Annotated in this window: 12 protein-coding genes; 7 read left to right on the top strand and 5 right to left on the bottom strand. The window is 68.2% G+C overall.

The window, feature by feature from the left end; genetic code table 11:
• Positions 1-81: 81 nt before the first annotated feature.
• The 4 genes from DMH03_RS20205 to DMH03_RS20220 are packed head-to-tail and all read left to right on the top strand — an operon-like array spanning position 82 to position 5,299.
• Positions 82-3,504 carry a nitrate- and nitrite sensing domain-containing protein gene (locus DMH03_RS20205; protein WP_125793543.1) on the top strand — a complete coding sequence of 1,141 codons (3,423 nt, stop codon included), beginning with the start codon at positions 82-84 and terminating at the stop codon, positions 3,502-3,504.
• Positions 3,501-3,953 (top strand): roadblock/LC7 domain-containing protein, encoded by a 453-nt coding sequence (locus DMH03_RS20210; RefSeq protein ID WP_005166055.1) that lies wholly within the window; start codon positions 3,501-3,503, stop codon positions 3,951-3,953. Before DMH03_RS20205 ends, DMH03_RS20210 begins: the two co-directional genes overlap by 4 nt.
• Before the next feature lie 7 nt (positions 3,954-3,960).
• Positions 3,961-4,707 (top strand): DUF742 domain-containing protein, encoded by a 747-nt coding sequence (locus tag DMH03_RS42360; RefSeq protein WP_199748946.1) that lies wholly within the window; start codon positions 3,961-3,963, stop codon positions 4,705-4,707.
• A gap of 28 nt (positions 4,708-4,735) precedes the next feature.
• Positions 4,736-5,299: an ATP/GTP-binding protein gene (locus DMH03_RS20220; RefSeq protein ID WP_125785469.1), complete on the top strand. Its 564-nt coding sequence runs from the start codon at positions 4,736-4,738 to the stop codon at positions 5,297-5,299.
• 36 nt (positions 5,300-5,335) lie between these two features.
• Here the strand turns inward: DMH03_RS20220 and DMH03_RS20225 are convergent, their stop codons facing one another.
• The 4 genes from DMH03_RS20225 to DMH03_RS20240 form a co-directional block, all read right to left on the bottom strand.
• Positions 5,336-5,893: a dihydrofolate reductase family protein gene (locus DMH03_RS20225; RefSeq protein ID WP_125793544.1), complete on the bottom strand. Its 558-nt coding sequence runs from the start codon at positions 5,891-5,893 to the stop codon at positions 5,336-5,338.
• A 269-nt stretch (positions 5,894-6,162) separates the two neighbouring features.
• A complete protein-coding gene (locus DMH03_RS20230) occupies positions 6,163-6,813 on the bottom strand; it encodes a DUF899 domain-containing protein (RefSeq protein ID WP_125793545.1) in 651 nt (216 codons plus the stop codon).
• The gene (locus tag DMH03_RS20235) at positions 6,810-7,253 is read right to left on the bottom strand and encodes an SRPBCC domain-containing protein (RefSeq protein ID WP_125793546.1); all 444 of its coding nucleotides are present in this window, start codon (positions 7,251-7,253) and stop codon (positions 6,810-6,812) included. Before DMH03_RS20235 ends, DMH03_RS20230 begins: the two co-directional genes overlap by 4 nt.
• Positions 7,246-7,584: a helix-turn-helix transcriptional regulator gene (locus tag DMH03_RS20240; protein WP_125785473.1), complete on the bottom strand. Its 339-nt coding sequence runs from the start codon at positions 7,582-7,584 to the stop codon at positions 7,246-7,248. The genes DMH03_RS20235 and DMH03_RS20240 overlap by 8 nt, the downstream gene beginning before the upstream one ends.
• Positions 7,585-7,719: 135 nt before the next feature.
• On the opposite strand from DMH03_RS20240, the gene icmF reads away from it, so the two are divergent.
• From icmF to DMH03_RS20255, 3 genes are read left to right on the top strand one after another with little or no spacing between them, the layout of a single operon-like run.
• On the top strand, positions 7,720-10,956 hold the full coding sequence (icmF, locus tag DMH03_RS20245) for a fused isobutyryl-CoA mutase/GTPase IcmF (protein WP_125793547.1): 3,237 nt from the start codon (positions 7,720-7,722) through the stop codon (positions 10,954-10,956).
• Positions 10,957-10,997: 41 nt separating this feature from the next.
• Positions 10,998-11,843 carry an LLM class F420-dependent oxidoreductase gene (locus DMH03_RS20250; protein WP_125793548.1) on the top strand — a complete coding sequence of 282 codons (846 nt, stop codon included), beginning with the start codon at positions 10,998-11,000 and terminating at the stop codon, positions 11,841-11,843.
• On the top strand, positions 11,840-12,829 hold the full coding sequence (locus DMH03_RS20255) for a TIGR03557 family F420-dependent LLM class oxidoreductase (protein WP_125793549.1): 990 nt from the start codon (positions 11,840-11,842) through the stop codon (positions 12,827-12,829). Before DMH03_RS20250 ends, DMH03_RS20255 begins: the two co-directional genes overlap by 4 nt.
• A gap of 70 nt (positions 12,830-12,899) precedes the next feature.
• Here DMH03_RS20255 and kstR read toward each other — a convergent pair whose 3' ends face one another.
• Positions 12,900-13,547 carry a cholesterol catabolism transcriptional regulator KstR gene (gene kstR, locus DMH03_RS20260; protein WP_034322562.1) on the bottom strand — a complete coding sequence of 216 codons (648 nt, stop codon included), beginning with the start codon at positions 13,545-13,547 and terminating at the stop codon, positions 12,900-12,902.
• Between the last annotated feature and the right edge of the window lie 124 nt (positions 13,548-13,671).

The raw sequence follows: 13,671 nt of genomic DNA on the forward strand, positions 1-13,671 counted from the left end.
TCTCGCGGGAACGGACGCCTCAGACCGTGCCAGGACGCCGGACAGGGAGTCACCTACGTGACCGTTGCAGGAGAAGGCCAAGTGCCTGTCGGGGAGCTGCTGGGACGCACTCCCCGGCCATCTCGGTGGGCCACCGGCTGGCGCACGCTCGTGCGCTGGCGGGACTGGAGCCTGCCGGTGAAGCTGTCGGCCGTGACGCTGGTGCCGATCCTCATCGCGCTCGCACTGGGCATCGCGACCATCGCCGGCCAGGTCGGCCGGTCCGACGGCTACCAGCGGCTGGACCGGCTCGTCGCGTTGAGCGGGCACATCCGCACCCTCGCCGACGGGCTCGGCCGCGAACGCACCCAGTCCGCCGCCGGGCTGACCGCGGGCACCGTCGGCGGGACCCTCGAGCTCGCCTCGGCTCGCGCCGACGTCGACACCGCCATTCCTCTCTACGGCGCCGCCGCCACCCGGGCGGTGGAGAACGAGCCGTCGCTCCGTCAGGCGCGGGAAGCGGCCGCAGCCCAGCTCGACAGGCTGCCCGACATCCGGCAGCGGGCCTCCTCCGGACAGCTCGACCCCGTCCAGGCGATCGGTGAGTACACCGATGTCACCACCGCGCTGCTGGCCCTCGACACCGCGCTGGCGGCGGGTGCGGGCCAGGATGTCCTCGGCGGCACTCCCACCGCACTGCACGACCTCGCCGTGATGAAGGAACAACTGTCGCTGAGCCAGGCGCTGGTCTCCTTCGGCATCGCCCGGTCGAGTCTCGCGCCGAGCGAACTCGACCGGTTGCGCACCGCCGAACTGAGGCTGGCCGACCGGTTCACCGACTTCCGCGCCGCCGCCTCGGAGCAGCAGCGCCAGGAGTTCAGCGCCGTCGTCACCGACGAGGCGATGGAAAACCGTGACAGGCTCGCGAAAACCGCGCTCGGCGAACAGGGAACCCCGTCCGCGCAAGCGTTCCGCTCGTTGTCCGCGCAGGGCTGGACCGACGCCTCGACCGCGGTGATCACCAAGGTCGGCGAGGTCGCGAACAAGTTCGGCGGTGAGACCAGCGCGGTCTCTGCCGAACTGGTCGACGACGCCAGCAGCGGCGCGGGTCTGCTCGCGGTCCTGCTGTTCGGCGCGATGGTGCTCGCCGTCGCCGTCGTCTTCCTCATCACCCGCCAGTTGCTGCGCTCGCTGAAGGTGTTGCGCGCCAGCGCTCTCGACGTCGCCGAGAAGCAGCTGCCCGACGCGGTCCGCAACATCCAGGAAGGCCGCTCGCAGGGCACCGACGTGCGGCCGGTCCCGGTCGGCAGCGACGACGAGATCGGCGAGGTCGCCAGGGCCTTCGACAAGGTGCACCACCAGGCGCTGCGCCTGGCCACCGAGCAGGCCTCGATGCGCACCGGCTACAGCAACGTGTTCGTCAACCTCTCCCGCCGCAGCCAGAGTCTCGTGCAGCGCCAGCTGCAGCTGATCGAGCGGCTGGAGCGCGACGAAGAGGACGCCGACCAGCTGGCCACGCTCTTCCAGCTCGACCACCTCGCCACCCGCATGCGCCGTAACAACGAGAACCTGATGGTCCTCTCCGGCGCCGAGCCGGGCAGGCGGTCCGGCCAGCCGGTCTCCGCCACCGACGTGGTGCGCGCGGCCGTGTCCGAGATCGAGCAGTACCAGCGGGTCACCGTGCAGAACCCGCCGCCGGTGCGGCTGGTGGGCTACGCGGCCAACGACCTGATGCGCCTGATCGCCGAACTGCTGGACAACGCCACGGCGTTCTCCGCCCCGGAAACCCAGGTGACCGTCGCGACCAGGCTCGTCGAGGACGGCTCGTTCGGCATCGACATCCTCGACAAGGGCATCGGGATGAACGAGGCCGAGGTCGCCGAGGCCAACGCCCGGCTCACCGAGGCCCCCAACGTCGACCTCACCACCTCACGCCGGATGGGCCTGTTCGTGGTCGGGCGGCTGGCCAACAGGCACCGCATCGGTGTCTCGCTGCACGGCGGCAAGGACATCGTCGGCGTGCGCGCCACCGTCTCGGTCCCGGCGGATCTCGTGATGGTCCCGCCCGGCGGGGACCCCGGTCCCGCCACCGGCCCGATCACCCAGCGCCTCGCGCCGCTGCCGCCGCAGCAGCCGGGCGGCCTGCCCCGCCGCCAACGCCACACGAACGGCTCGCGGCCGGGAACGCCGAACGTGCCGTCGCAGGGCGGCGAGCGCTGGCCGTCGGCGAACGACCTGGCGGGCCACACCAAACCCGGCGTGAACGGGCACAGTCACACCCAGGACCCGCGGCCGCCGTCGGATCTGGAGATCTCGGGAACGGCGCTGTTCAGCCCGATCCCCAAGGACGAGACGGCATCGCCGCCCGCCCGCCCGCCGGCGCCGGAGCCCCGTCGTCCCGAGCCGGAACCCGCCGCGGAGCCCGAGCCCGTCGCGAAAGAGGCGGAGAAGCCCGCCTCGGTGGAAGGCGAGCTGCCCAGCGGCAAGGAACTGTTCGAAGCCAAGAACAGCACCACGCTGAGCGAATGGTGGAACCAGGCGACCACGCCGCCCCCAGCCGCGCCCGCGCCCACCGCGTCGGAGACGACGCCGATCTTCGACGAGATGCTCTCGGCGTGGTTCCGTTCGCCCGCTCCGGAAAAGCCCGCGGCCAAACCCGCGGCGAAGAAGGAGAAGCCGGGGGCGAAGGAACCCGAAGAGAAGAAGACGGCCGAGTCCGCTCCCACCGCCGAGCAGGAATCCCGCACCTGGGACTTCGCCAGCGACAAGGCCTTCCGCACGGTGCAGGAGGTCTCGCAGAACGCTCCGTCGACCTTCACCCAGGCAGGGTTGCCCCGCCGCCGCAAGGGCGAGCAGCTCCTGCCGGGCAGCGCGGCGTCGTCGGTCCCGGCCGCCGAACCCACCGCCAAGTCGGAGCTGCCGGTCCGCGACCCGGCGAACGTGCGCGGCAGGCTGAGCAGCTTCCAGCAGGGCGTCAAGCGGGGGCGCAAGGAGGCGGCGGACAAGACCGCGCCCGCCGAGGCCCTCGCCACCCAGCCGGACGCGACTCCTGAGCCGGAAGCGGCACCCGAGCCGCCGAAGGCCTCCGAGCCCGCGAAGGCAGCGAAGACACAGGAGACGGCGAAGACAGCGGAGACATCGGAGACGGCCGCGCGTCCGGCCCCGCCCGCCGCGTTGCCGAGCCGGAAACCGCAGGCAGCGGAACCGGAACCGGAACCGGTCGCCGCCATCGAGCAGACGGACGCCTGGAACTTCGGCTCCGACGAAGGCTGGAAAGCAGCCCAAGCGGTGTCCCAGTCTGTCCCCTCGAAGATGACTTCGGCAGGATTACCCAGGCGCCGCCGCGGGGAGCAACTGCTTCCGGGCAGCGCGGGACCGCCCGCCGGGGCGGTCACCCCCCGACCACAGCGAGACGCGCACGACGTGCGCGGTCGCCTGAGCAGTTTCCAGCAGGGCATCCAGCGCGGACGGCACCGCACGGCCCAGGCGACCGAAGCCAACCACGAAACCCTGGAGGGTGAATGACCTCGCCGAACCCGGCCCAGCCCCAGCAGAACCAGTTCGGGTGGCTGGTGAATGACTTCGCCGAGCGGGTGCCCGGAGTGGCGCACGCCGTGGTCGTGTCGGCGGACGGCCTCCTGCTCACCGCGTCCAGCAGGCTCCCGCTGGACCGGGCCGACCAGCTGGCCGCCGTCGCGTCCGGACTGGTGAGCCTGACCCAGGGCGCCGCCCGGTGCTTCGAGGCTGGCGCGGTCAACGAGACCGTCGTCGAGATGGAACTCGGCATCATGGTGCTGATGTCCATCAGCGACGGCTCCTGCCTGGCCATCCTCGCCGCCCCGAACTGCGACATCGGACAGGTCGCCTACGAGATGACGATGCTCGTCGACCGCGTCGGCCAGATCCTCACGCCGGAACTCCGCGCTCAATTGCAGGGCGCCGGTGGGTCGCTGATCGGCGAACCGGTGGGATGATGTCCCGATGAGCACCGGATCCGGATCCTTCGGCGAACCGCCGGGGACGGGTGAACACCAGCCTCCGCACGCGGGGGCTGCCCATGCTGCCGGTTCACGGGACGACGGCACCTTCGCCGACGTCCTGAACGGGTTCACCCTGGATTCGGGCCGTGGTCGTCGGAAGCGCAAGAAGAACAAGCAAGCCCAGGATTCCCAGCCGGGTGGAGCCCACTCCGCCGGGGAATCGGCAGTCCCGCAGCCGACCGATCAAGGAGACCGCGTGACCTCACTTGCCTCTCCACCCGACAGCGGCGCAGGCGCCGTCGGGCCGAGACCAGGTGGTCTTTTCGACCCGGGTCCACCCAGCGGCGAGTTCATCATGCCCGCCGTCTTCGAGCAGTCGCCGTCGCCGCTCGAAGAGACGGCGATCGTCCGTCCCTATGCCCTCACCGGGGGCCGGACCAAGGCGAACTACGCTCTCGAGCTGGAGACGCTCATCTCCACCAAGGACCATGTCTCCGCGGGTAGCCTCCCCGCGGTGGCCGCGGACCAGATCGAGTGCGTTTCGATCATCGAAGAGTGCCGCACCCCGCGTTCGGTCGCCGAGATCGCGGCGACCCTGCGCGTACCGCTGGGTGTGGCACGCGTGCTGATCAGCGACGCGGCGGACGCGGGACTGGTCAGCGTGCACAAGACGATTTCGGGCAATGACGGCGCCGAGGCACATCTGGTGTTGATGGAAAGGGTTTTGAGTGGACTCCGTCGGCTTTAAGGCACCGCGGGAAACCGCGCCCCCGACCATGACATCCGCGAAGATCGTCGTGGCGGGTGGCTTCGGTGCGGGTAAGACGACCTTCGTCGGTTCGGTGTCGGAGATCGTCCCGCTCACCACCGAGGCGATGATGACGGACGCCAGTCGGGGGATCGACAACCTCGACCAGACGCCCAACAAGTCGACCACCACGGTCGCGATGGACTTCGGCCGGGTCTCCCTGGACGCGGACCTGATCCTCTACCTGTTCGGCACGCCCGGACAGCAGCGGTTCTGGTTCATGTGGGACGACCTCGTCCGCGGCGCGATCGGCGCCGTGGTGCTGGCCGACACGCGACGGCTGGCCGATTCGTTCGCGCCGATCGACTTCTTCGAGGACCGGGGCCTGCCCTACATCGTCGGGGTGAACACCTTCGACGGCGTCCTCGAGCACGACATCAACGACGTGCGTGAAGCGCTGTCGATCGACCCCAACATCCCGATCGTCCGCTGTGACGCCCGGGAGCGGGAGTCGACCAAGCAGACGTTGATCACGCTGGTCGAGTACGCGATGCGGCAGTGGATCGCCTTGCGTGCCAGCAACGCGAGGTGAACCTGACGGCGGCAGCGTAGGGGCTGCCGCCCGGTTTCACCGCGCTTCGTAGGTCAGCAGCACCGAGCGCCCGTCGAAAGTACGGGTGCCGGTCAGTCGCAGGTCCGTGCGCACTCCGCCCGCGAACACCTGCTTGCCGCCGCCGAGCACCACCGGGTGCACGATGACGTGGCACTCGTCGATCAGGCCGCGGTCGGCGAGCGCGGTGGCCAGTTCGGCCCCGCCCATCAGCAGCAGATCCTTGCCGGGCCTGGCCTTGAGTCCGGTCACGCGTTCGGTGAGATCGCCGGCGACGACCTCGGTGTTCCAGTCCGCTTTCTCCAGCGTCCTGGAGAAGACGATCTTCGGCGTCTTCCGCCAGATCGGGGCGAACCGCAGGTCGTGCGGGTGGTCCGAGATCGATTCGGCCTGCGGCCAGTACGACGACATCATGTCCCAGACCCGCCGCCCATAGGCGAAGGTGTCGGCGCGGTCGACCAGTTCCTGGGAGTGGGCGGACAGTTCGGGGCCCATCTCGGTCCAGTCGAACTCGCCATTGGGGCCCTCGATGCGGCCGTCGAGTGAGGTGTGGACGGCGTAGACGACCTTGCGCATGGCTTGATCCCTTCGGTGTGGCGCCCGCCTTCCGGGCACCGGACACCGAGGGGTCGGAGCGGACGCGGGGTTCTCGACATGGCCCCACGAATTTATTCAAGGGGTAGCGACCGGGCTCGCCACCGTGGGCCCAGGGGCGAAGGCGTCCTTCGGTGCATCGGACGCGGTGAAGGGAGCTTTCACTTCACCGCCGCCCGGGCTCGCCCGCAATCGCGACTTTTGGCCCCTACGCATTTAGTCCTCTGGAAGCGTCTGACCCGCATGATCGCTCAGTACTCGTCGTGCCGTTTCCACCAGTGGCCCGGGCCGTCCGTCCCGCGGCCGGACTCCTCCCACGCCTCCTGCCGCCCGAACGGCGTCAGGTCGAGGTAACGGAAGGTGCTCACGAACTGTTCGGCGCCCCTGCCGGAGGTGAAGTAGGTGCGGAAGACCTCGTCGCCCTCGCGCAGGAAGACGCTGATGCCGAACCCGCCGTCGAGACCGCAGTCGGGGTTGAAGTCATCGCCCGCCGTCGAGACCCACGGGATCGTCCAGCCCATTCGCTCCTTGTACTTCTCGATTTCGGGAAGCGTGGCGGGCGAGACCGCGGTGAACGTCGTGTCGCGGTCGTGGAGGTGGGCAAGGGGGCCGACGTGGTCGATGACCATCGAACAGCCGACGCAGCCCGCCTTCTGGCCGGGATTCAGCATGAAGTGGTAGACGATCAGCTGGCGGCGTCCTTCGAACAGGTCCAGCAGCGAGACGCGGCCGCCCGGGCCTTCGAACTCGTACTTGCCGTCGAAGCGGACCATGGGCAGCCGCCGGCGTTCGGCGTTGATCGCGTCGGTGGCTTTGGTGAGTTCCTTCTCCTTGATCATCAAGGCGTCCCGCGCGGCCTGCCATTCTTCGCGCGACACGACTTCGGGGAGGGTCGGGGTCATCGGTTCGTCTCCTGTCGGGTCAGGTGTGCGGCGAGGTCTTCGAAGGTTTCGGACCACCCGGCACGGTGGTCGTCGCGGGTTTCCTCGGAGGGGAATTCACCCTGGTGGAAGGTCATTTCGGTCTTGTCGCCGAGATCGGTGAAGTCGATCGTCACCAGCGTCTTCTCCTCGGGCGAGGACACCCAGGAGAAGGTGAACACCAGCCGTTCGGGGGCGGAGATCTCGCGATAGACCCCGGCCGAGGTGTGCTCGACGCCTTCGTCGTTGCCGATGGTCGCTCGCCAGGCGCCGCCCTCGGCGAGGTCCATCTGCACGCCGGAGGCGGTGAACCCCTTGGGGCCCATCCAGTTCGCGAACTGTTCAGGAACCGTCCACGCCTGGAACACCAGTTCCCGCGGCGCGTCGAAGACGCGGGTGATGGTCAGCTCCTTCTCACTCATTCGGCTTGCCTTTCTGGAGTTCGGTCAGGTGCTCGTCGAGACGGTCGAAACCGTCGTCCCAGAACCGGCGGTAGCGCTCGACCCAGTCCGAGATGTCGCCGAGTGGCCCCGCCTCGAGACGGCAGGGCCGCCATTGAGCCGTCTTACCGCGGCTGATCAGGCCCGCACGCTCAAGGACCTTCAAGTGCTTCGAGATGGCCTGGAGGCTCACTGGGAAGGGTTCCGCCAGCTCGTTCACGGTGGCCTCGCCGCCGGCCAGGCGCGCCAGAATGGCGCGGCGGATGGGGTCCGCCAGCGCGGCGAACGTGGCGCTGAGCTGATCAGTGGTCATCGCTGCTCAATCAGTCGGTTGATTAACCTAGTGGTTGAATATAGTGGTGCCAGTCGGCATGTCAAGGACGAGTGAGAGCGTCGTCACGCGAGTGGATGGGTTTAAAACAGTCGGAAGTCCAAGTATTTTGGAGAGATGACCTGCGACCTGCACCGGCCCGTGAACCCCGTTCGCTTCGTGACGGCGTCGAGCCTCTTCGACGGGCACGACGCGTCCATCAACATCATGCGGCGCATCCTGCAGTCGCAGGGCGCGGAGGTCGTGCACCTCGGGCACAACCGGTCGGTCGACGAGGTCGCCACCGCGGCCATCGCCGAGGACGTCCAGGGCGTGGCCATCAGCGCCTACCAGGGCGGGCACGTCGAGTACTTCAGCTACCTGGTCGAGCTGCTCCACGAGCGCGGCGCCGGGCATATCAAGGTGTTCGGCGGCGGTGGCGGGGTCATCGTCCGTGAGGAGATCGACCTGCTGCACTCACGAGGAGTCGCGCGGATCTTCTCGCCGGAGGACGGCTACGAGATGGGCCTCCCCGGCATGATCAACCTGATGATCAAAGCCTGCGACACGGATCTGTCCGCGCAGTCGCCCGGTTCGCTGGACAAACTGTTTTCGGGTGACATCCCGGCGCTGTCCCGGGTCATCACGCAGCTTCAGCGCGAGGCATTGCCGCAGGACGCGCTCGACAAGATCACCGAGGCCGCCAAGTCGCGGACGGTGCCGGTCCTGGGGATCACCGGTACGGGTGGTTCCGGGAAGTCGTCGCTCACCGACGAGCTGATCCGCCGGTTCCGGCTGGACCAGGAGGACAAGCTCCGCATCGCCGTGCTCGCCGTCGACCCGTCGCGCCGCAAGGGCGGGGGAGCGCTGCTCGGCGACCGCATCCGGATGAACTGCCTCGACGGCAGCCCGGTCTACTTCCGTTCGCTGGCCACCCGCACCACCAGCGGCGAGATCCCGACCGGTCTCTCCGAGTCGATCCTCGCCTGCAAGGCCGCCGGCTTCGATCTGGTGATCGTCGAGACGCCGGGTATCGGCCAGGGTGACGCCGGCATCGTCGACTACGTGGACCAGTCGCTGTACGTCATGACGCCGGAGTTCGGCGCGGCGTCGCAGCTGGAGAAGATCGACATGCTCGACTTCGCCGACGCGGTGGCGATCAACAAGTTCGAGCGCCGCGGCGCCGAGGACGCCCGCCGCGATGTCGCGCGCCAGCTCGTCCGCAACCGCGAGGCGTTCAGCTCCTCGCCCGAGGACATGCCGGTCTACGGCACCAGCGCCGCGAAGTTCAACGACGACGGCGTCACCGCGCTCTACCAGCACCTGCGCGACACCCTCGCCGAGCGTGGCCTGACCGTCTCGGCAGGCGTGCTCCCGAAGGTCGAGGGCAAGGTGTCCACCGACGCCAGCACGATCATCCCGGCCAACCGGTCGCGCTATCTCGCCGAGATCTCCGAGACCCTCCGCGGCTATCACGCGAAGACCGAGCAGCAGGTCGCCGCGCTGCGCAAACGTGAGCACTTCGCCGTCGCCAAGGAGGCGCTGGCCGCCGTCGACGCGAGCACCGACGCGCTCGACGGCCTGCTCGCCGCCGCCGAGTCCGATGTGGACGGTGAAACGACGAATCTGCTGGACCGCTTCCAGGAACTGGCCGAGTCCTACCGTGCCGACGAACTGGTCGTGAAGATCCGCGACAAGGAACTGCACACCCAGCTCTGGCGCGACACGCTGTCCGGCAACCGGATCCCGCGCGTGGCGCTGCCGCGCTACACCGAGTCCGGCGAGCTGCTGTCGTTCCTGCGCCGCGAGCACCTTCCCGGATACTTCCCTTACACCGCGGGCGTCTTCCCGTTCAAGCGCGAGGGTGAGGACCCGGCGCGGATGTTCGCGGGCGAGGGCGACCCCTTCCGCACCAACAAGCGGTTCAAGCTCCTCTCCGCCGACTCCGAGGCGAAGCGCCTTTCGACCGCCTTCGACTCCGTGACGCTTTACGGCCACGACCCGCACACCCGTCCCGACATCTACGGCAAGGTCGGCACGTCGGGTGTCTCCATCGCGACCCTCGAGGACATGGAGGTGCTCTACGACGGCTTCGACCTGACTTCGCCGAGCACTTCGGTGTCGATGACGATCAACGGCCCGGCGCCGACGATCCTCGCGTTCTTCCTCAACACCGCGATCGACCAGCGGACGGCGGCGTTCAAGGCCGAGCACGGCCGCGAGCCGTCCGAAGCCGAGGCCGCCGAACTGCGCGAATGGGCGCTGCGCAACGTCCGCGGCACCGTGCAGGCGGACATCCTCAAGGAGGACCAGGGGCAGAACACCTGCATCTTCTCCACCGAGTTCAGCCTGCGCATGATGGCCGACATCCAGGAATGGTTCATCGAGCACGGCGTCCGGAACTTCTATTCGGTGTCGATCTCGGGCTACCACATCGCCGAGGCCGGGGCGAACCCGATCTCGCAGCTGGCGTTCACCCTGTCGAACGGTTTCACCTACGTCGAGAGCTACCTCGCGCGCGGGATGAGCATCGACGACTTCGCGCCGAACCTGTCGTTCTTCTTCTCCAACGGCATGGACGCCGAGTACTCGGTGCTGGGCCGGGTCGCCCGCCGGATCTGGGCGGTCGCGATGCGGGAGCGCTACGGCGCCAACGAGCGTTCGCAGAAGCTCAAGTACCACGTGCAGACCTCCGGCCGGTCGCTGCACGCGCAGGAGATGAGCTTCAACGACATCCGCACCACGCTGCAGGCGCTGTGCGCGCTCTACGACAACGCGAACTCCTTGCACACCAACGCCTTCGACGAGGCGATCACGACGCCGTCGGAGAGCTCGGTGCGGCGCGCGATGGCCATCCAGATGATCATCAACAAGGAATGGGGCCTGTCGAAGAACGAGAACCCGTTGCAGGGTTCGTTCATCATCGACGAGCTGACCGACCTGGTCGAAGAGGCCGTCCTGCTGGAGTTCGACCGCATCTCCGAACGCGGCGGCGTGCTGGGCGCGATGGAGACCGGCTACCAGCGCGGCAAGATCCAGGACGAGTCGATCCTCTACGAACGCCAGAAGCACGACGGCACACTGCCGATCATCGGCGTCAACACCTTCCGCAACCCGAACGCCGGCGAGGACGACGTCGAGGTCGAACTCGCGCGGGCCACCGAGGACGAGAAGCGGTCGCAGCTGGAGCGGCTCGAGGACTTCCAGCGCCGCCACCAGGCCGAGGCGCAGGCGGCGCTCAAGACGCTGCGCGAGGCCGCGACCCGCGGCGGCAACCTGTTCGGAGTGCTGATGGACGCCGCGCGGGTGTGCTCGCTCGGTCAGATCACCGAGGCGTTCTTCGAGGTGGGCGGGCAGTACCGGCGCAACGTGTAGCGGCGGGAATATCGCGGGGCGTGTTCGGGTAGTTGCTGAACATGGAGATCGGAATCGCCACCTTCATCACCGATGAAGGCATCAGGCCGGACGTCCTCGCCGCAGCCGTCGAAGAGCGCGGGTTCAGCTCGCTTCACATCGCGGAGCATTCCCACATCCCGGTCAGCCGGGAATCGCCGTATCCGGGCGGTGGCGAGCTGCCGCGCGTGTACTACCGGACCCTGGACCCGTTCGTCGCGCTGACGGCGGCGGCGGGGGCCACGTCGAACCTGAAACTGGGCACGGGCGTCGCGTTGCTGCAGCAACGCGACGTCATCCACACGGCGAAAGAGGTCGCTTCGCTCGACCTGGTTTCGCGAGGCCGGTTCGTCTTCGGGGTCGGCGTCGGCTGGAACCGGGAGGAAATGCGCAATCACGGCACGGATCCGCGCACCCGTGGTGTGCTCGTGGACGAGCAACTGGCCGCGCTGAAGGAGATCTGGACCAAGGACGAGGCCGAGTTCCACGGCGAGCTCGTCGACTTCGACCCGATCTTCGCGTGGCCCAAGCCGGTGCAGAAGCCGCATCCGCCGATCTACATCGGTGGCGCGGGGGAGAAGGCGATGCAGCGGATCGCCAAGTACGGCGACGGCTGGCTGCCGCACGCCCACACCCCGCCGGAGGAGCTTCGCCGGGCTCGTCAGTGGCTGGCCGACCAGGGCCGTGGTGACCTCAAGTTCTCGGCCTTCGGCGCCACCCCGGAGGAGGACGCGCTGAGCAGGCTGGTCGACGGTGGCGTCGACGAGGCCACGCTCTTCCTGCCGACAGAGCCCGAAGCGGCGACACTGGAACGACTCGACCAGTACGCGAAGGTCGCCGAAAGCTTTCGAAAGGGGCAGCAGGCGTGACTGAGGTACAAATCGGCTTGGCCGCGGCACTCGAGCAGTTCTCGCCGCGCGAGTCGATCCGGCTGGCGGCGCTGGCCGAACAGCACGGATTCTCCGGCCAGATGGCCGCCGACCACTTCCAGCCGTGGGTCCCTCAACAGGGTGAAGCGTCCTTCGTGTGGAGCGTGCTCGCCTCGTTGGCGGAGAACACCACCGGTGACCTCGGGCCGGGCGTGACCTGCCCGTCGTTCCGGTTGCACCCGTCGATGGTCGCGCAGGCCGCGGCGACGCTGGAGGCGACCTATCCTGGCCGCACCTGGCTCGGCATCGGCTCCGGCGAAGCGCTCAACGAGCACATCATCGGCGGCTACTGGCCCGAAGCGCCCGAGCGGGTACGGCGGATGTTCGAGGCGCTCGAAGTCATCCGGAAACTGTTCACCGGTAAGGACGTCAAGCACAGCGGCGAGTTCTTCAAGCTGCACACCACCCGGCTGTGGACGCTGCCGGACGAGCCGCCGCCGATCTACATCGCGTCGGCGGGCCCGTACACCTCACGCAAGACCGGTGAGCTCGCGGACGGGCTGATCACGCCGGGCGCGTCGATCGAGAAACTGGCGGGGATCCTCGACAACTTCGGCACCGGCGCGCGCAAGGCGGGCAAGGACCCGGACACGATGCCGAAGCTGCTGCAGGTGCACCTGTCGTGGGCCGAGGACGACGAGACGGCGTGGGCCAACGCGATGGACCAGTGGCCCAACGGCGGCATGAAGTTCCCGAAGGCCGACATCCGCTCGCCGTTCGACTTCGCGCAGATGGCGAAACTGGTGCGGCGTGAGGACTTCGAGGGCCGCATGGTCGTCTCGTCCGATCCGGACGTGCACCGCGCGGCGCTGCAGAAGTACGTCGACGCCGGCTTCAACCGGATCTACATCCACAACGTGGGCCGGAACCAGGACGAGTTCATCGAGACCTTCGGGCGGGACGTGCTGCCGAAGCTGACCGCCTGACGCGCGCTATGAAAGGTCCTTTCCTTGCAAATTTTGCAAGGAAAGGACCTTTCATAGCGCTTGGGCAGGGTCAGACGTTCTTGTCCAGCAGCAGGTGCACCGACAGTTCGAGCCGGTTCGCGACGTCGGCCGCCGAAGCGCGCCGCGTCACCCACGCGACCAGGTTCGCCATCCAGACGTCGGCGATGACGTGGAAGATGTCGCGATCGGCCTCGGTCGGGTCCTCGATGCCCATGGCCTTGGCGAACATGTTCTCCATCAGCCGTCCGACCTGTTCGACCTCGGCGGCCGCGGTCGTGTCGGCGAACATGAACGCACGGACCATGGCTTCGGTCAGGTGTGGGTCCCGCTGCATCAGCCGGGTGTTGCGGCCGAGGACGAACATCAGCCGCTCGCTCGGGGTTTCGCCGGGGATGGCCGCGCGGTCGAGTTTCTCCTGCGCGCGTTCGAATTCCCTGGCCAGCCCGGAAACCAGCAGGTGGATCTTCGACGGGAAATAGCGGTACAGCGTGCCGAGCGCGACGTCCGCCTTCTCGGCGACCGCCCGCATCTGGACCGCGTCGTACCCGCCTTTCGCGGCGAGGGTCAGGGTCGCGTCGATGATGCGGCGCCGCCGGTCGCGTTGCGCCGCGGAGCCCAGTTCCTCGCCGCCCAGCGCGGAGAGACCGTTGCCGCTTCGCGCCTTCGCGCTCGTGGGCGCCTTGGCCTTCCCTGGCATCGCCACGTCCCCCTTCATCGAACGGAACTTGTTCCACTTTCCCCGCGTAGCGTACCTAAGCGGACGAACTGTTCAAGACGTGACCCACTGGGCAAGAAACTGTAACACGTTCTACACTCGCGGG

This window comes from Amycolatopsis sp. WAC 01376, assembly GCF_003947415.1.
Taxonomy (GTDB): domain Bacteria; phylum Actinomycetota; class Actinomycetes; order Mycobacteriales; family Pseudonocardiaceae; genus Amycolatopsis.